The organism is Phycisphaeraceae bacterium (genome assembly GCA_020639155.1).
GTDB lineage: Bacteria > Planctomycetota > Phycisphaerae > Phycisphaerales > UBA1924 > JACKHF01.
Genome location: JACKHF010000002.1, coordinates 156,122 through 175,127, shown reverse-complemented (window position 1 = coordinate 175,127; position 19,006 = coordinate 156,122). Strand labels below are relative to the sequence as shown.

Here is a 19,006-nt window from a genome sequence, read left to right as displayed (position 1 = left end):
GAGCGCATCTGCACGCATGGCAACGCACACATCGACCGTATCGTCATCGGGTTCTCACGTGCATACCAGCGCATCAACCAACCTCGTCAAAGTGAAGCGAGCCCTGCTGTCAGTCAGCGACAAAGCAGGGCTTGTCGACTTTGCGCGAGAGCTCATATCAATGGGAGTCGAGTTGATTTCCACCGGTGGTACCGCAAAGACCATTGCAGATGCCGGCTTGAAGGTTACCTCCGTCGATGATGTCACCGGATTTCCGGAGATGATGGATGGGCGTGTCAAGACACTCCATCCGAAGATCCACGGCGGATTGCTCGCGGTGCGGGACGATGCGTCCCACGCGCAGGCGATGAAAGATCACGATATTGAGGCGATCGATCTCGTCTGCATCAACCTCTATCCGTTCGAGCAGACGATTGCAAAGCCGAACGTCGCGTGGGATGATGCGATTGAGCAAATCGACATCGGTGGCCCATCCATGGTGCGATCCGCTGCAAAGAACCATCGGTACGTCGCGATCGTGACCGAACCTGCGCAGTACGAAACAGTCCTCGACTCACTCAAGCAGCATCATGGATCCACAACACACGAGTTGCGGCGCAAGCTTGCGCTCGCAGCATTCGAACGCACTGCGAGCTACGACGCTGCAATCAGCAGGTGGATGGGATCGCAGGTCAGGGGCACAGAAACGGACGCAGCTCATCTGCCCGAACGCATCACACTCACATACACAAAGTCCGGCACATTGCGCTACGGCGAGAACCCGCATCAGACCGCGTCGCTCTATCACGATCCGCAGGCAACAGGCCCCAGCGTTGTGGGCGCAACGCAGCTCTACGGCAAGGAACTGAGCTACAACAACCTCAACGACGCGTCGGCATCACTTGAGCTCGCGCTCGCGCTCCATGCACACTCACCAAAGCGTGCAGGCGCAGTCGTTGTCAAGCACACAAACCCGTGCGGATGTGCATTGCACGAACAAGTCAGTGTCGCGGTCGATCGCGCGATCGCGTGCGATCCGCTCGCAGCCTACGGCGGGATCCTTGCTGTCAACACCGAACTCGATGACCTGACCGCAACCAGACTGTGCGAGAACGACGTATTTCTTGAGGTCGTCATCGCGCCATCATTCGATGAGGATGCTGTCGAGAGACTCAAGGCACGCTGGAAGAACATCCGCCTGCTTGAAACAGGCACGATTGATCACACTCGCTCACACGTCGACTTCAGGTTCCTGCCCGGCGGCATGCTCGCGCAGGATTCCGATCGTGTCGTGCCCGACCCTGCATCGTGGGAGCACAAAGCAGGGCCGATCCCCGATGCCGAGCAACTCGCCGCAGCCGCGTTTCTGCAGACCGTTGGGCGTGCGCTTTCCAGCAACGCTGTGTGCATCGGCGGCTGGGACGAGAACAGCGTGCGCCTGTTTGGTGCGGGTGCCGGACAGATGGACCGCGTTGCATCGTGCCGGATCGCAGTCGAAAAGGCAGGCGAACTTGCACAAGGCGCAATTGCGTTCTCTGACGCGTTCTTCCCATTCAACGATGGACCGCAGGTGCTCATCGACGCGGGCGTGAAGATGATCGTTCATCCTGGTGGCTCAAAGCGCGATCAGGACACGTTCGATCTGTGCGCACAGCAAGGCGTGGTCTGCATGACCACCGGGATACGCCACTTCCGTCACTGATTTCACTTACGCAGCGCTATTGATCTCGCGCAGCTGTTGCACGAGGTTCGGTCTGTCCTGATCGCAGTCGCCCTTGTGGATCGTCGACGGGATAAACGGGAACCCGACCGCGTATGTTGTGTTGCCGCGCGCATCGACAGGATGGAACAGGCTCGGCAGTTCCTTCGGCGCAAGCGACCATCCCCTGCCCGGGCACGTGAACGACCACGCGTCGAGCAGATACGACTGTCCATTCGTTTGAGCTATCGCACTCTCGCGTTCATACACACGTTTCACATCGGATTCCCAGTTGGCGCCAAGCCAGCAGGCGTGCGTCACACGCCCCCACGAGTTCGTCTCCGTGCGAAATACAGCGTTCGGCGTTGTTTCGTAGTCGAACGATGGGTGGTTTATATAGCGATGCGCAAACCACTCAGGTGACGGCGCGTTTTCACTCGGCGCGGACTCGCACTGGATCGAAGGAATCGATGAGGCTTCGTTCGTACTCGGATCGAACACCCATCTGCGTCCCGCGCGCGCGCAGTACCCGCGAGTCAGATACACGGGAAGTGCTTCAGGCCCAGCACCGAACGTGCCAATCCAGCCGGTGTTTGCTGCCTGCGCATCAAAACCATCCCCTACCGCGAGCGTCTGCATCTCGCGCAGGAGTGCGCCGCCAGTGCCCGTGCCCTTCAGTTCCGGGAGCACGTGCCATAGCGCAAGCCAGAACGAACGCGGTCTCGGGTACGGCGCAATGATCGCACCAAGGAATCCCTGCATGTTACCCGCGTTGTCGTACGCACCGAGCACGCTGATACCATTCGGGAACTGGTTCCGATCAACGAACGGCGTCATGTATGTGAACCGAAACATCGCCTCGTCTTGTGCGAGCACATGCCCGGCACGCCAGTGCGTCTCGATGTAGTCGCGAAGCTGCTGCGCATCGCGGCAGGGCTCGATAACGGGAGCGCATGTGATTGGTTTTCTGGTTGGCTTTCCCTCGATACCGCTCATGCTGCTGCTCCTGTCAGTTTCTGTGTGTGTGCTGCTTCGATGGTGTCGAGCAGATCATCGAGTGCGCACGCGTCGATCCGCTCGGTTGTTGAGAAGCACCGCGTGTATCCGCACTGCGATGCGATGCGCCGAGTGTGCTCGTCGAATCTTCCAAATGGGTACGCCAGCGCACGCGGCATCGCACCGAGAATGTTTGCCATCAGACGCTGCGCCCGATGCATGTCCGATGCCTGCTGCATCGGTGTGAGTGTTGTGTATGGCACATGGTCGAATCCGTGCCCGCCGATGGCGTGGCCCATGTCTTGTAGCGCCACCAGTTCCTCTTCTGACATGAACCAGTCGCGCGCGCGCAGGCCAACACGTTCGTTGATCTCGCGCAGTGTCGATCCTGCAAGCTTCGCGTTGATACCGAACGCGATCAACCATTTCAGCATCCGTTTTTCGGGCACCTCGTAGTGGTACAGCGAGTTCATCTGGTTAATCTGGTCCTGCGACATCTCGATGTGCCCGATGATGCTCTCGACACGATGCTCAAGCTCGCGCCAGCCGAGTTCCTCCGCAAGCGCATGGAGCAGGTGCTGCGTTACCCAAAGATCGGGTTCGTGCGAGAATGGACGCATCGGTGCAAAGAACACCGCGGGAAGTTGCAACGACGCAAGCACCGGCTGGGCATACTTCCACTGGTCCTTGACTGCATCATCGAACGTGATCAGTCCGAACCCAGTCTCACCCTCTGCCTCACATGCCAGAAACTCTTCTAATGTGACAAACGTGTAGTGCTGCTGCACGCGCATGAGCTGATCGCGAAACTGCTCGGGCGTGAGCCCCGTCACACCGTCCGAGTTTTCAGGTCTGACATAGTGGTACGTCAAAACGAGGTTGGCAGGAGAACCGCTTGGCTGCTTCAGTTCGATTGGCGCGCTCATGCTCCATTGGTCGGCAGGATCAGCATGCTGTGATTCTTCTGCAACAGTTCGAGCTGCGCAACAGACAACCACGCACGTGATGCGCAGTCTTTGCGCGATCAAAGTTTAAACTCAGAGCAGCGTATTTGTATCGCCGTGGTTGTATTCCGCTGCCGGGCTCATGTTCGGGACGGGGTTTGCAAGCACATCAGAGAACAGCTCACGCTCGACATCCGGATCCGGCGCGTTCTCAGCAAAGTCGACCGCGTCGAGCACCTGCTCGCGGATGGTCCGCTGCAGCTTCTTCCACTCGTCCTCGCTCAAACACGCGCGTCCGCCGTCGGCTGTTGCACGCATGAGGTGCGATGCGAGCGCAGCAATGGAGTCCTTCTCCTTGAACTGCTCAACCTCATCCTTCGTGCGGTACTTCTGCGGATCGGACATCGAGTGGCCCTGATACCGGTAGGTCTTCAGGTCGACGAAGCCGGGACGCTGGTTCTCGCGGCAGTTCTCTGCGAACGGACGGAAGTGGTCATAGATATTGCGAATATCCATGCCATCAACCTTGAGGAAGTCGATGCCGTAGGCTGCTGCCTTCGCACCAAGGTTGTCCGCTTCTGTCGTTCCACGCTCGATGGATGTGCCCATGGAGTAGCCGTTGTTCTCAACAATATAAATTACTGGCAGACCGTACAGCCCCGCAAGATTCATTGCTTCGTGCAACGCGCCCTGATTCAGCGCACCATCACCGAGATAGCACAGGCACACCTTCTTCTTTGCGGGGGAGCCGTCGAGCGATTTGCCGAGCACTTCGAGTTCGTACTTTGCTGCAAACGCGAACCCGGCACCGAGTGGTGTCTGCGCCCCGACGATTCCGTGACCACCGTACAAGTGATTTGGACGATCAAACATGTGCATGGAGCCGCCCTTGCCTTTGGCGCATCCAGCAGCACGGCCATACATCTCAGCCATACACGCGCGGGGTGTCATGCCACGCGCCAGAGCATGGCCATGATCGCGATACGCAGTAATGACCGGATCGTCGTGACTCACCGAACCGATGGTGCCGACAGCACACGCTTCCTGCCCGGAATAGATGTGGCAGAACCCGCCGATCTTGGCCTGCTGATAGGCCTGCATCGTGCGCGTTTCGAACTCTCGGATGAGTTGCATCTGGCGCAGCCAGTCGAGAAGAACGTCGTTCTTGAGCGCGTCGCTTGGACGCGTGCCTGACGATGGTGTGGCTGTGGGCATAGCTTTGGATTCGACTCGGGCAGTGGCGCTTGGCATGCTGACACTCCAACTCGGGGGTGGCAACGGACTTGTATCGAAACAACGTCGTTGGGGGCTTCAAGGGTATGCAGGCACAACCATGTTGACACGCATGGTTATTCGCCAGAAAGCACACAGACCGGACTTTTCGGTCCGGTCTGCAGGTAGCTGAACTTCACAAAGTCTGCATAAATATGAGCGGGTCAACCCTCTCCGCCATCTGTCGATTCGCCAAGCACGCTGTCAATGATCTTCCTGACTTCACCGACAAGGTCAACCTCGAACGGCTCGTCAGGGACGTTCGCTTCGTCGGCTTTTTCCTTGGCCCGATTCCCAAGGTCGATCAGGTCATCATTTTTTACGACACCCGGTTCTCTGACCTGCCAGTTGTGATCACCTGTTCGTACAGCAATCGGCTGCAGAGTACGTTCTATTGAGTCCTGGCTGATGGTACCTTCATTGATTCCTCGTGCATAGCGCTCAAGTGATCGAAGAATCTCCGCCTTTTGTGCATCATCGAGCGTCGATCGCTGAAGGTACACTGCTTCAACAACCTTCACTGCAGCAAACGGCACTGCTGGGCTGTCTGCAAGTTGTTCACCAAGATCCGCGATTTCCTGAAATCCGATATCGCCCTTTTTAAACTTCTCACCAACACGGTCGTACTCACCGAGCAATGCGGTGACCTGCTCCTGCGGAAGGTTTGATTCGTTAAGTGCCTGCTGAACGCCGGTGCGAACGCCGGAGACAACCCAGCCCTTCCATTTCGCCCGGACGTAGAACCCACCCACGATTAGCAGGATGAGCAGGATGCCAGCAACCACCATACAGCCGATGCATCCCGCACCGATCTCGCCGCGCCTGCTGGTTCTTGAGTGTGTCAGTGCGTTTCGTGGACGTGTCTGAAGCGTTGTCATGCCTGATCCTTTTGGAGAACTGTCCCATCTCTTTCACGCCAGACTGCGTGAGTCTCTCATTGTACCACCCGGTTCGGGCAGCATTCGATGGTAGCGTGCCAGCCTGCTATGCTGACATATGAGTTCCCACAACGCAACGCCGCAATGGTTCGATGCCCATCTGGATCTGGCCTATCTTGCCGAGTGCGGCCGGAACATGACAGCTGAGTTGCGACCTGAAATGCAGCCGCATCCGCCTGCAGGAATCACGCTGCCTGCAATGCGGCAGGCACATGTAACAATGTGCCTTGGCACGATTTTCACTGAAGCTCATCCTGCAGGGCAAACCGCAAAGTATCCCACTGTTGGATATACCGCCAACGATCCGGATGCAGCACACAATGCTGGCAAAGCTCAACTTGCACGATATCACGCATGGCGATATGCCGGGTTTATCGAACTGATGCCACGTCGGGGGGAGCAGACAGCGAGCACAGCCGCTCCGCTTCGCATCGGCATTCTCATGGAATGTGCCGACCCTATCCGCGAACCAAGCGAACTGGCATGGTGGGCGGATCAGGGCGTCATCACCATCGGAATGGCGTGGGCGATGGGTTCGCGATACGCAGCCGGGAACGCACGACCCGCGATCGACGGGAGCGCCGGACTCACCGCGATCGGACGCGAGCTCGTGCAGGAAATGGACCGACTCAACATTGTCCACGATCTGTCTCATCTCTCGCAGCGAGCGACAGAAGATCTGCTCGAACTGACCGATGCGCCGGTCATCGCATCACACTCCAACTGCCGCGCATTAATCGACGGGAAGAACGAACGCCATCTCACCGACGACACCATCCGCGAGATCGGTCGCCGGGGAGGCATCATCGGGCTCAACCTCTGCTCACCATTCCTCATCCCAGCCGAGCTTGATGTCGCACGTGCGCATGTTGACATGGCGCGTGCACATATCGAGCACATCTGCACAATTCACGGCACAACAAATCATGTGGGACTCGGGAGCGACATCGACGGCGGATTCTCAACCGAGAAACTTCCTGATGGGATCAACTCGGTCTTTGATCTTCATGTGCTCGCCGACGAACTTCGAAAAGCCAAGTGGACCGAGGATGCGATCAACGGATTCCAGCATGCAAACTGGACGCGATTCTGGAGTGAGCAGAACCATTCGTCATAAAGCTCGGCTGTAATACATTCACCCCTCCCAGTGCAGATCGATCCGTTCCTCTCGCGCGTCATCGTTCTCACCGTAGCGTTTGAGCACAAATGCATTCTTCGGCAATGGGTACGGCTCAAGAACCGGAGCGATCGCATCCCAGATCGTGTCGGCATCCTTCCCCAGTATAAGAATCTCAATCGAATCGCCATCTACAGCATGACCATCAATCCATCCTGCGCCTGATTTCTCGAGCGCGGCTTCGAGCAAGTCATCAAGTTCCAGTAAGTCTCTCGGTGCGCCATCTGGCCAGCGCGAGACATCGTCCGGGAATGAGAGCATGACCGAATGCGCATGCTCGCTGGCATCGTCATCCCGCCATGGATTCCCGGGTTTTCCAAAGAGCTTCGAGAAAAATCCCATCTCACTTCCCGCTGAGTTGCAACTGGTCGATCGCAAGCCTGAGCGCATCACGGCACGCACGTCCCGCGGTCGGTGGGCCGCAGTTTGTGGCAACGAGCACACACGCGTCGAGTTCTGGCGCAAGCGTTGCAACCGCGTAGAACGTCACATTTGTGCCGTTGTGTGTTAAAGCCACATTCGCCCACGCCTGCCTTCTCTTGTACCAGCCCATCGCGTAGGTGCCGCCTGTTGGTGGCTCGTGCAGTTTTCTATATGAGTCCGGCGCAAGCAACGTGCCGGGCTCACCGCGATAACCACGCATCTGATCCTGTGCAAACAAAAACCAGTCGTGCAGCGTCGCGTGCACCTCGCCCGAGGGTGAGTATGCCGGTGAAGCCTTGTTCTGGTCCTCGGCTGCAACAGGTAGAAAGCCGTCATGTGTCTGATGATGCCCGCGTGGCTGCGATTGCCCTTGTGGCAATCCAAACCCAGCCGATGTCATACCGAGCGGCAGAAATACACGCTCGTGCATGAGCTGCTCGAATGGTTTCTCCATAACGGTTTCAAGCACGTACCCCACCGTCATGTAGCTGACGTTCGAGTATTCCATGCGTGTTGTGTCGCGCGAGCGCGGCGGCTTTGACAGCACATACTGCACAGCCTGCTTGCGTATCTCTGTTGGTGTGCCCTCGAACTGCTGGATCGCAGCAAATGTTTCGAACTCCCACATTCGGTCCGTGCGTTCGGCGACACCGGCGCGATGATGCAGCAACTGTTCGATGGTCACATCGCGATACCACGGGTCTAACTCATCAACCAGACCGGGAAGCGCCTTCGCGAGCGTTGTATCCCACGAGAGCAAACCATCCTCGATGATGGATGCTGCAAGTGTGGCTGTCATCGCCTTCGTGCACGAGCCAAGATGGAACAGGTCATCGGTCTTTAGCGGATCACCGGTTTCGGTATCACGCATCCCAGCAATATCAAGAATCTGAATCTCACCATTCTTCGCAGCGAGCACAGCAATACCCGGAATCCGGCCGGATGCAACGAGTTCATCCAGCCCATCGAGTTCGTCATACGTTTCAGTTGTATTGTGTGGATGATCAAGCGTGGTCTGTTGCATCGCAGCTGCGCACGAGACCATTACGCACGACAGAACCACCATGTGCGCGAGTGCGCACACAGAGAACCACTTCACGCATTCACCTCTGCAGACTCGCTCGCGGGCTCGTCCTCGCACCGAACAAGGTGCTCAACATCGCCGGTGTCCATCTCGACAAACACATCGTTTGCTTCCGTCATGAAGAGCCCGTGATCGACCACACCAGGGATCGAGTTAAGCAGCGTCGCAAGGCTGTCAAGATCCTGCTCCTCAAGCGTGACATCAAGGATGAGGTTCGCGTTGTCGGTGATAAAGACCTTGCCATCGAGCGTGCGTCGGATCACGCCATTGAGTCCAAAGTTTCGCAACTCTGCGCGAATGGACGCAAGTCCGAACGCCATCACCGCAACAGCAAGTATCGTCGATGACCCCAAGCGTTCGACCACACGCGACTGATCGAGCATGAACACATTTCGATCGCTGGCCCAGCAGAGCATGCGCTCGCGCGTGATCGCTCCACCAGCACCTTTCAGCAAACGCAGTTGCGTATCGACCTCGTACGCGCCACCAAAGAAGTAGTTGATCCGCTCAACCTTCGAGAAATCAACGAGGGGCAGACCAAGTTCTGTTGCGAGTTTTTCGGTGCGATCGCTCGACGGAACACACGCGACCTTGAGCTTGTCCTGTCGCACGCGGCGCGCGAGTTCGTGCATTCCGCGCTCGGCAGCAGACCCCGTGCCCATGCCGACAATCATGCCGGTTTCAATCTCCGCAATCACGCGCTGTGCGAGCAGATCCGATGATGCATTGGGTGTGTCGTTACTCAAACCTGATCCCCTGAGCAAGAGCGAATGTGCTTGAACGATTGACGACGCAGGTCTGCCTGCGCATGTATGCCTTCCACGCATCCGAGCCGGACTCACGCCCGCCGCCGGTATCCTTCTCGCCACCAAACGCGCCGCCGATCTCCGCACCACTTGTGCCGAGGTTGACATACGCGAGCCCGCAGTCGGATCCCGAACCCGACGGGCTCAGGAAACGTTCTGTTGCTCGCATTGACGACGAGAAGATCGCGCTGGACAATCCCTGATCGGCACTATTGTTTGCTTCGACCGCATCGTCGAGACTGTCATAGCTGAAGACATAGAGAATCGGCGCGAATGTCTCGTGCATCGCAATCGGGAGCGCGTTCGATGCGGGGGCGCGAATGACGGTGGGCTTGACAAAGCTGCCACCCTCAAGCGAACTGCCCGAAGCACGCTCGCCACCGGCCAGCACGGAGCCGCCCTGCTGCTTCGCCTGCTCTATCGCGTGCAGGTAGTTCTGCACCGCTGCATCGTTGATTAGCGGGCCCATCAGCACACTCTCAGCGAGCGGATCACCAATGCGGACCGTCTCGTACGCACGCACGATGCGCGAGGTCACATCATCAACAATAGAACTATGGACATAGAGCCTGCGTGTGGTTGTGCATCGCTGACCAGCAGTGCCCACAGCACCAAAGACAACATACTTCACCGCGAGATCAAGGTCCGCGTCCTTCTCGATAATGCACGCGTTGTTCCCGCCAAGTTCAAGCAGCGTTTTTCCAAGTCTTCCCGCAACAACCTCGCCAACGCGCCTGCCCATGTTGCATGAGCCGGTCGCGCTAATGAGGGGCAGTCGCTTGTCAGCGATCAGGCGTTCGCCGATCTCCTGATCGGAACCGATGACGAGCCTGAACACACCGGGGTGCCCCATGTTTGTTGCAACGCGATCCGCAACCGCGTTTGATGCGAGGGCTGTCAGTGGCGCAAGCAACGACGGCTTCCACACCACCACATCGCCGCACACCGCGCCGAGCATCGCGTTCCATCCCCACACCGCGTTGGGAAAGTTGAACGCGGTGATCACACCAACAAGCCCGAGCGGGAGCCACTGCTCGAACATACGGTGCTCTGCGCGTTCGCTCGGCATGGTGATGCCGTGCAACTGTCGTGAGAGGCCAACCGCAAAGTCTGCGATGTCGACCGTCTCCTGCACCTCGCCGATGCCCTCTGCTCTGATCTTGCCGACCTCAAGCGAGACAAGCTCGCCCAGCGGCTCACGAAGCCTGCGCAGCTCGTCGCCAATTGCTCGCACCACCTGCCCGCGCACTGGCGCCGGAACCTCGCGCCATTTTCTGAACGATTCATGCGCCGCTGTGATCGTTTTCTCGTAACTTGCAGCATCGTCGAGCCTGACACCCGCGATGGGCTCGCCCGATGCTGGGCTGAAACTGACAATGGTGCTGTCGGTCGATTCGGTTGCATCCAGCACGAGACGCGGATGCGCATCAACACCTATCGCACGGGCGAGAGACTGGAATCGCTGGGCAGCGGACGATTTCGTTTGCGTCTGGATACTCACGCACAAGTGTAGTGCGATCAATCCGGCACATCATCTGTCGTTCCCAATCAAGGGATATCTCCTCGCCAGAGCAGAGTCAGGGGGCAACGATCCGGCATGGACTTTGACACGATCGTGCTCGCAACAGCCAACCCGCACAAGGTCGACGAGCTTCGCGCGATCTTTGCTCAAATCGGGATCGATGTCGTCTCGCTGGCTGAGTGCAGCACGCCTGACTCGGGCTGGATCGAGCCGGACGAGACGGGCACCACGTTTCTTGAGAACGCGACGATCAAGGCCCTGTCGTATGCTGACCAGACGGGCATGGTCTGTCTCGCGGACGATTCGGGGATCGAGATCGATGCGCTCGGGGGGAAGCCCGGCGTCATTTCGAGTCACTACTGCACTGACGGGCGCGACGAGGGCATGTCACGCAACGAGCGCGATGCGAAGAACAACGAGCGCGTGCTGCGGGAGTTAGATGGTATTGCGTTCGAGCAGCGCTCAACACGGTTCGTGTGCGTGATGGTGCTGGCACAGCCAAATGGAAACATACTCGCAACATCTGGTGGCACATTCGAAGGACGCATCGGGTTTCCAGAAAACGACACAGATACCCCATCGCACATCGTGCCTCGCGGCGGCAACGGCTTCGGGTACGACCCGCTCTTTCTCGTTGCGCCTGACTACGCGCACACTGGAGCAGAGCTTTCACCAACAGAAAAGAACATGCGAAGCCATCGCGCACACGCTGCACATGAGATGGCAATCAAATTCAAATCTCTCATGTTTTGACAAAGAACAACGGGAGCCCGCATGGCCGCAGACTCCCGTGTCATGTTTCGTTTATATTGCGGTTCTTACCGCTCTTCCTTGACCTCGTACTCGGCATCGATCACATCGTCCGAGGACGATGCATCGCCGTTGGGCTTCGGCTCTGCTTCTGATGCAGCGCCTGCTGCGCCGCCAGACTTGGCAGCTTCTGCTTCGTACACAGCCTTGCCCAGTTCCATCGATACATTCTCAAGGTCTTTCATTGCAGCGTTGATAGCTGCGAGGTCATCGCCCTTGATCTTGTCCTCAAGGTTCGCGAGCGAGCTCTCGATCTTCGAGCGTGTGTCCGCCTCGACCTTGTCGCCATGATCGGACAGCGCCTTGCGCGTCTGATCGATGATGGAATCCGCCTTGTTCTTGGCATCGACGAGTTCACGACGCTTCTTGTCTTCCTCGGCGTGCGCCTCGGCATCGGCCTTCATCTTCTCGATCTCGTTCTTGTCGAGACCGCCAGAGTTTGTGATCTTGATGTCCGCGCTCTTGCCGGTGCCCTTGTCTGTCGCGGTGACCTCAAGAATGCCGTTGGCATCGAGCGAGAACTTCACCTCGATCTGCGGCATACCACGCGGCGCGGGAGCGATGCCCTCAAGATCGAACTGGCCGAGCAGACGGTTGTCCGCTGCCATCTGGCGCTCGCCTTGAAAGACCTTGATCGTCACGGACGGCTGGTTGTCAGCCGCCGTCGAGAAGATCTCTGTCTTGTCGGTCGGGATGCGCGAGTTTGCGCCGATGAGCGTTGTCATCACGCCGCCAAGTGTTTCAAGACCGAGCGAGAGCGGTGTCACGTCGAGCAGGAGCACGTCCTTGACATCGCCCGCGAGCACACCGCCCTGGATGGCTGCGCCGACCGCGACGACCTCGTCGGGATTCACGCTCTTGTTCGGCTCCTTCCCGAAGATCTCCTTGCAGATCTGCTGGACCTTCGGCATGCGTGACGAACCGCCAACCAGCAGCACCTCATCGATGTCGCTGGCGCTCAACTTCGCGTCGGAGATCGCCTTCAGGCACGGGCCCTTGATGCGCTCGAACAACGATGCACAGAGTGACTCGAACTTCGATCGGGTGATCGAGACCTGCAGGTGCTTCGGACCGGTTTCGTTCGCGGTAATAAACGGCAGATTCACCGTTGTTTCCTGCGATGTTGAGAGTTCCTTCTTGGCGTTCTCGCCGGCTTCCTTCAGACGCTGGAGCGCCATCGCATCATTACGGATGTCGATGCCTTCCTTCCTGCGGAACTCCTCCGCGAGGAAGTCGATGAGCATCTGGTCGAAGTCATCGCCGCCAAGATGCGTGTCGCCGTTGGTCGAGAGAACCTCGAACACGCCGTCGCCCACATCGAGCACGGAGACATCGAACGTACCACCACCAAGGTCAAAGACCGCGATCTTCTCGTTGGCCTTGCGATCGAGCCCGTACGCGAGCGCTGCTGCTGTCGGCTCGTTGATGATGCGTTCGACTTTCAGACCAGCAATCTCGCCAGCGTCCTTGGTTGCCTGACGCTGCGAGTCGTTGAAGTACGCGGGAACCGTGATGACCGCGCGCTCGACCTTCTCGCCGAGATAGTCTTCAGCGGTCTTCTTCAGATCCTGAAGCACGAACGCGGAGATCTGCTGTGGCGTGTATTCCTTGTCGCGGGCTTTCACCTTCACGAACTCTTCCGCGCCGCCGATGACCTCGTACGGCACGCGCATTTCTTCGCTGGAGACCTCGCTGTGACGACGCCCCATGAAGCGTTTGATCGAGAAGATCGTGTTCTGCGGATTGGTGACCTGCTGGTGCTTAGCGGGCTGGCCGACCAAGCGCTCGCCCTTGTCGGTGAATGCGACGACCGACGGCGTGATGCGATTGCCCGATGCGTTGATCAGCACCTTCGGCGTGTCGCCTTCCATCACTGCCACGACGGAGTTTGTTGTACCAAGGTCAATACCGATGATTTTCGACATGCGATTTCCTTCCTTCGATGAGCGGACTCGGCTGTCGATCCGGCCTGCTGATCGCGATAGTCCGCAAGGAGGGATGCAACTGCTGTGCCAGTCGCAGAAATCTGGCTGAGGTGATACAGAGCCAACCAGACCCGAATTCACACTGAAAAACCGCATTTCTGGCATCAGAAGCAGGTTTTTAACACGATACCTCGTCCACGTCCTGCCAGACTGACAGAGAGCGATTCAGGCTCGAATGATCCATCATGGCTCATCCACACGCACTTGTTCCTGGCGGCTCGGGCATGCTCGCGGGTGTCTGCATCGAACTCGCCAGCAGAGGCTGGGATGTCTCGGTCGTCGGTCGCGATCAAGCCAAACTTACCTCATTGAGTGAACGCGGAGTTGGCAGAATCCATCCGATCTCAACCGACTACCAGCATCCCAAAGCGTTCCTCGCCGACATCCAAAAAGCTATAGCTCGGTTTGGCCAGCCAGCGCTGACAATCGCGTGGATCCACTCGGGCAATGACGATGTGGTGCAAGGCCTGCTCGACCTGTGTCGCGAGGGAGGAAGTCGGCCTGTGTTCATCCACGTGCTTTCGAGTTCGCAGTGGACACAGCGTGAAACGATCGAGTTTGATACTTTTCTTGATGCTGGGGGAATCGACTACCGGAGGGTCTATCTTGGATGGGTGGAGGAGAACAACGCCAGACGCTGGCTGACGCACGAGGAGATCTGCAGGGGCGTATTGGACGCAATCCACGTTGAAGCATCCGTGCAGGTTGTGGGTACACTGGACGAACATTAAGCCACATTGCCAGTTTCAAAAATATCTGAAAACATGCTCCACACTGTTGATTCCGGTGCGAACAATCACGCGATGACCACCACGACCACGCTCCCGAGTGCCCCACCGCTTGCTTGTGCCAGTTCAGTTGTCGCTGATCCTCGGCTCGACGCTATTCGTTCCAAAGTCGAGCGGGGCGAGCGTCTGACGCTCGACGATGGCGAGGCGCTCTACGCAACGCCGGACATCTGGTCTGTCATCGAGATGGCTGACAGCATCCGCAGAAAACTCCACGGCAAGACCGCGTACTACAACATCAACCGGCATCTCAACTACTCCAACGTCTGCGCACTCTCGTGCACGTTCTGCGAGTTTGCGCGAAAGAAGGACGAGCCCGGCGCGTACACCCACGACATGGACCAAGTCCGCGAGGTCGTCAGACAAGCTGTTGAATCCGGCGCGACCGAGATGCACTCGGTCGGCGGCCTTCATCCGTATCTCCCTTGGGACTATTACCCCGAGCTTGTGCGCACAATCCGCGACACCGCGCGCGCAATGGGGAGTGATCTGCACGTCAAAGCGTTCACCGCTGTCGAGGTCGTACATCTTGCGAAGATCGCGAAGAAGTACAAGCAATCCGATCGGCAGGCGGGCATCCGCTGGGTGCTGGAACAACTGAAAGAAGCCGGGCTCGGATCACTCCCGGGCGGCGGCGCAGAAGTCTTCGACGATCGCGTCCATGACGAGGCGTTCAAGGGCAAGATTCGTTCCGATGTCTGGCTCGACGTCCATCGCGTCGCGCACGAGCTTGGGCTCAACACGAACGCCACCATTCTGTACGGGCACATCGAAGAAAAGAGAGAGCGGCTCGTCCACATGGACATGCTCCGCACCGCGCAGGACGAAGCGCTTGTGCGACTCGGATACATGCCTGACACACACGGTGCTGTCACACTGATGCGCGACGATGTGAGCCAGCCCACACCCGCACTCAACGCAAAGGGTGGATACTTCCAGACCATCATCCCGCTCCCATTCTTCCCCGACGGCTCAAAGCTCGAGCATCTGCCGGGTCCGACAGGACTCGAGAACCTGCGCACGCTCGCGATCGCACGGCTCATGCTCGACAACTTCCCGCACGTCAAATCGTTCTGGATCATGCAGACGCTCCCCATGAGTCAGCTCATGCTCCAGGCGGGTGCTGACGACATCGACGGCACGGTCGTCTGGTACGACATCACAAAGGTCGGCGCGAGCACAACGCACCAGGAAACCACCGTGTGGGATCTTGAAAAAGCCATCCGCGAAGCAGGGTTCGAGCCCGTCGAGCGAGACACGCTCTACCGACGCGTGATCCGGGATGGGAAGAAGTGGCATACCGGCACAAAGTCTTGATTTAACTTTGAAGTGTCGCAAGTCTCAATCGAAGCAGCAGATCATTCAGCGCGTCACGCCCCTGCGCGTGCTCCGGGAGTCCGGACGATTCGCTCGCTGATTCGAGCTCTCCGAGCAAACGCTCGAACTCCTGCTCGTGGAACTGCATGTCGAGACTGCCGAGCAGTTGCTTCTCCTCGCCTCCGATCTTCTGTGCGATCAGATCGTCGATGAACGGGAGCCCGAACGACTCATTGAGCACGCGCAGGTTCGACTCCACGCGGTGCTCACGCATCAGATGGATCCCCGCCAGTAGCGGCCTGTACGTGTAGAGCAGTCCCTTGACCGTCCCCGCGGACGAGCCCGCCACCGATTTCCACTGGTGCTTCGCGAAGCTGCGGAAGTGATGCCTGCAGTTTCGCGTGATACAGGTCGCAGCGATCTCCTTGAGTTCCGAAAACTCCGGCGCAGCATAGAGCACGATTGGCGAGAAGATCTGTTCGAGCACGTACCCGTTGTTGCGCAGCAGCATCGAGAAGAACTTGCGAACGTCGTGCGTGACGATGTCCATCTCGATCGGGAGATCGCGGTCGAGGATATCGAACGTCTCGCGAGGCTGATGCAACCCAAGCAGTTCTTTCGCGGGGAGCACGTGCGCTCCGCGCAGGTCATAGTCAGAGTCCGGCGAGGCAAACCCGTACAGATGTGCGCCGCTCATCGTCACAAACAACAGTCTGTTCGGATGCTTTGCAATCTGGCTCTCGATGAGCGCGGTGTCGAGTTGGATGCCATCGACTTCGATAGATGTGCTCACTTTGCTGCCTGCGGATAGATGAGCACGCGGTCGTGGCAGATCATCGCGATGTCGTTCTTCCCGTCGCCCGTGAGGTCCGTGATGATCGCCTGCGAGGGCTCGAACTGCCTGCTCGCGCCGCCCGTGAACAGGCGCGACTGGTAGATCTCAAACTCGGTCGCGAAGATGAGCTTGCGAGCTGCGCTGAACGAGTAGATTGAGCACATGCGTTCGGACGCATCGAGCACTACAGCATCGGTGTACCCGTCGCCGTTGATATCGCCCGCGATGATGTCGTGCTCGAACCGGTCATCGGACTCTGATCGTGCGGAGGCAAACTCCTCAAGCGACCACATCGTGCCACCCAGAGACACAACACCAACTGCACCATCCGACACGCAGAGCAGCGTGCCGGAAGCGCCCGGAAACGCCTGCATGCTTGCCACGTCGAATCCTGTCAGGTTCATCATCCTGCGCACGCCCCAGCGACCTTCTGCATCGCGTGCAAAGACAACGACGCGTTTGCCGTCCCTGTCCCACGCAACAATGCTTGGATCGTTCTTTTCGCCGAGGATCGTGAGCGCTGTCAGCTTGACCGTTGCATCATCAACAAACAACTGTTCGATGACGCGCCAGCCCTTTGTGTTGTCGTATCTGCAAACACGAACAAAGTTCGCATCTGCGACGAGCATCTCGGTCTGGCCGTCGCCGGTAAAGTCGTACGCAAGGGTGTTCGCGGGCGCTGCTGCTTCAACGAGACCGAACTGGAGCATCGTGTCCTTTGTCAGCGGACTGCCAAGCGTTGACTTCCCATCGGCAGTCTCGATCGGCACAACAACCATCGGCTCGCCTGGTGTCAGCAGCAGGAGCTCGATCGTGCCGTTCGCATCGATATCAATGGGCAGAATCGCAGCTGGATCCCGGCGCACATCCTTGAGTGTGACGGGCTTCAACTCGGCGGTGTTCGACGGGTCAACAAGTTCGATCTCGTAATCGCGACGGTCCTTCGTCACGACAGCGAGCAGATCGTTCTCTCCCACACTGAATCGCGACATGACAACCGGTGTGGTTGCGGAGTTTTTCAGCGTGATCGGCTCGGGGAATGTTAATCTGCCGTCATCAAACGTCGAAACACCAACCGTGCGTTCCGCTTCAGAGAGCACAAAGACCGCATCGTTCCCGTCTGACCAGGCTCCTGTGACGATCTGCTTTGGTTGCTTGAATGTTGGGCTGGAGGAAACATGCTGGAGTTCACCGTTCGGCTTTGCTGCAAAGATCTCGATTGTGTTTGCGCTCTGATCGAACACCACAATCTCGTTGTTTCCATCGCCGGACAGATCCGCGCTAGCGATCGATCGATCTTTTACGTCTGCGCCGGGGAGTGTGTAGACTGCTGCACTTGTTGAATCATCGACGAGGCTGGTCGAACTGTTTGCCTGCACCAGATCAAGATAGACCATACGTCTGGTTGCGCGTTCGATCACGCCGAGCGACGCCGCTTTGCGATCCTCGAACGGAATAACAGAGATCGAGTTGACCGGCGGGAGCGAGAAACGAAGTTCTGCACCGACACCTGTGCCGTCCGAACCAAATCGTGGCCAAATACGAACCGGAGCGCTGTCATCCGTGGCTCCGCCGATGATGTCATCAATCCCGTCGCCGGTGACATCTTCGCTCATGACAAACCCGATCGCATCGCCTCCAACAGACACCGGTTCCTGCAGCCTGCCATCGCTTCCAATCGCAACACGATGAACTTCACTATCAATAACAGCGAGCACCTCAAATCGACCGTTGGACAGTTCGGCACGTGTCACTGCGTATGTGCCGTTCGCGAGTCCCTTCGCACGCATGCGCTGCGCGAGTGCAAACGATCCGTCGCTGGCCTGTCTGTATACGAGCAGTTCGGCAGGATCGCTGCCCGCACAGATGATGTCGGTCCTGCCATCGCGATTCACGTCACCGCTCAGAACTGCTGTAATACGATTCGACACGCTAAGACGAACATTGTCGTACCAGGGGCTTGGCGGAATCTCGTTTGCGTTCGCTTGCGAGCGGCGTTCGGTCTCGCTGCGCATCTCCTGACGTGTGATCAGCAGTTCGATCCTGCTGCGTCGGTTATTCACGACAGCAAGATCCATCCGACCGTCATCATTGAAATCGCCCTCGACCGCTGGCCCGCATCCCTCGCCGATTGCCACAACGCGCATCGGATCAAACCCGAAGTACTCAGCAAGGGTGTCGCTTGTCTGTGCTGACACCACCTGTGGAACACAGGCCAGTGCCAGCATCGAAAAAAGCATGCGCGTTGCATGGGGTCTGAGAGCACGAGAGGCTGAAGCGTTTGGCATAAGACGGGCTCCTCGGTGGTTCTTGCGCACATGGGTACGACTTTGATCGTGATAGCACGCTGACACGATCGATGCATCTATTATTAGGACCGCGATCGAACAGATCGGGGTATCCAGCCGAAACATCGGATGGAGTTCAATCA

At 58.0% G+C, this 19,006-nt stretch carries 16 protein-coding genes; 5 read left to right on the top strand and 11 right to left on the bottom strand.

Translation table 11 applies throughout. From position 1 onward, the window contains the following. Positions 1 to 16: 16 nt before the first annotated feature. Positions 17 to 1,681, top strand: a complete 1,665-nt coding sequence (gene purH / locus H6815_11355; protein MCB9861034.1) for a bifunctional phosphoribosylaminoimidazolecarboxamide formyltransferase/IMP cyclohydrolase — start codon at positions 17 to 19, stop codon at positions 1,679 to 1,681. A gap of 6 nt (positions 1,682 to 1,687) precedes the next feature. On the opposite strand, the gene H6815_11350 is transcribed toward purH, so the two are convergent. The 4 genes from H6815_11350 to H6815_11335 form a co-directional block, all read right to left on the bottom strand. Further along, complete coding sequence (locus H6815_11350) at positions 1,688 to 2,674, bottom strand: hypothetical protein (protein ID MCB9861033.1); 987 nt, start codon at positions 2,672 to 2,674, stop codon at positions 1,688 to 1,690. Next, positions 2,671 to 3,600: a polysaccharide deacetylase family protein gene (locus H6815_11345; protein ID MCB9861032.1), complete on the bottom strand. Its 930-nt coding sequence runs from the start codon at positions 3,598 to 3,600 to the stop codon at positions 2,671 to 2,673. Before H6815_11345 ends, H6815_11350 begins: the two co-directional genes overlap by 4 nt. A gap of 111 nt (positions 3,601 to 3,711) precedes the next feature. After that, complete coding sequence (gene pdhA / locus H6815_11340) at positions 3,712 to 4,833, bottom strand: pyruvate dehydrogenase (acetyl-transferring) E1 component subunit alpha (GenBank protein ID MCB9861031.1); 1,122 nt, start codon at positions 4,831 to 4,833, stop codon at positions 3,712 to 3,714. A 221-nt stretch (positions 4,834 to 5,054) separates the two neighbouring features. Beyond that, positions 5,055 to 5,768 carry a hypothetical protein gene (locus H6815_11335; protein MCB9861030.1) on the bottom strand — a complete coding sequence of 238 codons (714 nt, stop codon included), beginning with the start codon at positions 5,766 to 5,768 and terminating at the stop codon, positions 5,055 to 5,057. A 118-nt stretch (positions 5,769 to 5,886) separates the two neighbouring features. Here H6815_11335 and H6815_11330 point away from each other — a divergent pair, with 118 nt between their 5' ends. Continuing rightward, positions 5,887 to 6,945, top strand: a complete 1,059-nt coding sequence (locus H6815_11330; GenBank protein MCB9861029.1) for a membrane dipeptidase — start codon at positions 5,887 to 5,889, stop codon at positions 6,943 to 6,945. 18 nt (positions 6,946 to 6,963) lie between these two features. Here H6815_11330 and H6815_11325 read toward each other — a convergent pair whose 3' ends face one another. Genes H6815_11325 through H6815_11310 form a run of 4 tightly spaced genes read right to left on the bottom strand, consistent with a single transcriptional unit; the run spans position 6,964 to position 10,756 of the window. Then, on the bottom strand, positions 6,964 to 7,347 hold the full coding sequence (locus H6815_11325) for a hypothetical protein (GenBank protein MCB9861028.1): 384 nt from the start codon (positions 7,345 to 7,347) through the stop codon (positions 6,964 to 6,966). Between the two features lies 1 nt (position 7,348). Then, positions 7,349 to 8,527, bottom strand: coding sequence for a beta-lactamase family protein (locus tag H6815_11320; protein MCB9861027.1), 1,179 nt, complete (start codon positions 8,525 to 8,527; stop codon positions 7,349 to 7,351). Then, positions 8,524 to 9,258 (bottom strand): ribose 5-phosphate isomerase A, encoded by a 735-nt coding sequence (gene rpiA, locus H6815_11315; protein ID MCB9861026.1) that lies wholly within the window; start codon positions 9,256 to 9,258, stop codon positions 8,524 to 8,526. The genes H6815_11320 and rpiA overlap by 4 nt, the downstream gene beginning before the upstream one ends. Further along, positions 9,251 to 10,756, bottom strand: coding sequence for an aldehyde dehydrogenase family protein (locus tag H6815_11310; GenBank protein ID MCB9861025.1), 1,506 nt, complete (start codon positions 10,754 to 10,756; stop codon positions 9,251 to 9,253). The genes rpiA and H6815_11310 overlap by 8 nt, the downstream gene beginning before the upstream one ends. Positions 10,757 to 10,915: 159 nt before the next feature. Between H6815_11310 and H6815_11305 the strand changes: the two genes are divergently transcribed. Next, complete coding sequence (locus H6815_11305; GenBank protein ID MCB9861024.1) at positions 10,916 to 11,593, top strand: non-canonical purine NTP pyrophosphatase; 678 nt, start codon at positions 10,916 to 10,918, stop codon at positions 11,591 to 11,593. Between the two features lie 65 nt (positions 11,594 to 11,658). Here the strand turns inward: H6815_11305 and dnaK are convergent, their stop codons facing one another. Further along, on the bottom strand, positions 11,659 to 13,575 hold the full coding sequence (gene dnaK, locus H6815_11300; GenBank protein ID MCB9861023.1) for a molecular chaperone DnaK: 1,917 nt from the start codon (positions 13,573 to 13,575) through the stop codon (positions 11,659 to 11,661). 245 nt (positions 13,576 to 13,820) lie between these two features. On the opposite strand from dnaK, the gene H6815_11295 reads away from it, so the two are divergent. Continuing rightward, positions 13,821 to 14,366 (top strand): hypothetical protein, encoded by a 546-nt coding sequence (locus H6815_11295; GenBank protein MCB9861022.1) that lies wholly within the window; start codon positions 13,821 to 13,823, stop codon positions 14,364 to 14,366. Positions 14,367 to 14,438: 72 nt separating this feature from the next. Continuing rightward, positions 14,439 to 15,740 carry a CofH family radical SAM protein gene (locus H6815_11290; GenBank protein ID MCB9861021.1) on the top strand — a complete coding sequence of 434 codons (1,302 nt, stop codon included), beginning with the start codon at positions 14,439 to 14,441 and terminating at the stop codon, positions 15,738 to 15,740. Position 15,741: 1 nt separating this feature from the next. Here H6815_11290 and H6815_11285 read toward each other — a convergent pair whose 3' ends face one another. Both H6815_11285 and H6815_11280 read right to left on the bottom strand, forming a co-directional pair. Beyond that, the gene (locus tag H6815_11285) at positions 15,742 to 16,437 is read right to left on the bottom strand and encodes a nucleotidyltransferase domain-containing protein (protein MCB9861020.1); all 696 of its coding nucleotides are present in this window, start codon (positions 16,435 to 16,437) and stop codon (positions 15,742 to 15,744) included. A gap of 92 nt (positions 16,438 to 16,529) precedes the next feature. After that, positions 16,530 to 18,863: a VCBS repeat-containing protein gene (locus H6815_11280; GenBank protein ID MCB9861019.1), complete on the bottom strand. Its 2,334-nt coding sequence runs from the start codon at positions 18,861 to 18,863 to the stop codon at positions 16,530 to 16,532. Positions 18,864 to 19,006: the final 143 nt, after the last annotated feature.

What these genes read in the sequence shown, in the direction of transcription:
- purH (MCB9861034.1), top strand. Translation starts at nt 17, where the DNA reads ATGGCAACGCACACATCGACCGTATCGTCATCGGGTTCTCACGTGCAT.
- H6815_11350 (MCB9861033.1), bottom strand. Translation starts at nt 2,674, where the DNA reads ATGAGCGGTATCGAGGGAAAGCCAACCAGAAAACCAATCACATGCGCT.
- H6815_11345 (MCB9861032.1), bottom strand. Translation starts at nt 3,600, where the DNA reads ATGAGCGCGCCAATCGAACTGAAGCAGCCAAGCGGTTCTCCTGCCAAC.
- pdhA (MCB9861031.1), bottom strand. Translation starts at nt 4,833, where the DNA reads ATGCCCACAGCCACACCATCGTCAGGCACGCGTCCAAGCGACGCGCTC.
- H6815_11335 (MCB9861030.1), bottom strand. Translation starts at nt 5,768, where the DNA reads ATGACAACGCTTCAGACACGTCCACGAAACGCACTGACACACTCAAGA.
- H6815_11330 (MCB9861029.1), top strand. Translation starts at nt 5,887, where the DNA reads ATGAGTTCCCACAACGCAACGCCGCAATGGTTCGATGCCCATCTGGAT.
- H6815_11325 (MCB9861028.1), bottom strand. Translation starts at nt 7,347, where the DNA reads ATGGGATTTTTCTCGAAGCTCTTTGGAAAACCCGGGAATCCATGGCGG.
- H6815_11305 (MCB9861024.1), top strand. Translation starts at nt 10,916, where the DNA reads ATGGACTTTGACACGATCGTGCTCGCAACAGCCAACCCGCACAAGGTC.
- dnaK (MCB9861023.1), bottom strand. Translation starts at nt 13,575, where the DNA reads ATGTCGAAAATCATCGGTATTGACCTTGGTACAACAAACTCCGTCGTG.
- H6815_11295 (MCB9861022.1), top strand. Translation starts at nt 13,821, where the DNA reads ATGGCTCATCCACACGCACTTGTTCCTGGCGGCTCGGGCATGCTCGCG.
- H6815_11290 (MCB9861021.1), top strand. Translation starts at nt 14,439, where the DNA reads ATGACCACCACGACCACGCTCCCGAGTGCCCCACCGCTTGCTTGTGCC.
- H6815_11285 (MCB9861020.1), bottom strand. Translation starts at nt 16,437, where the DNA reads ATGAGCGGCGCACATCTGTACGGGTTTGCCTCGCCGGACTCTGACTAT.
- H6815_11280 (MCB9861019.1), bottom strand. Translation starts at nt 18,863, where the DNA reads ATGCCAAACGCTTCAGCCTCTCGTGCTCTCAGACCCCATGCAACGCGC.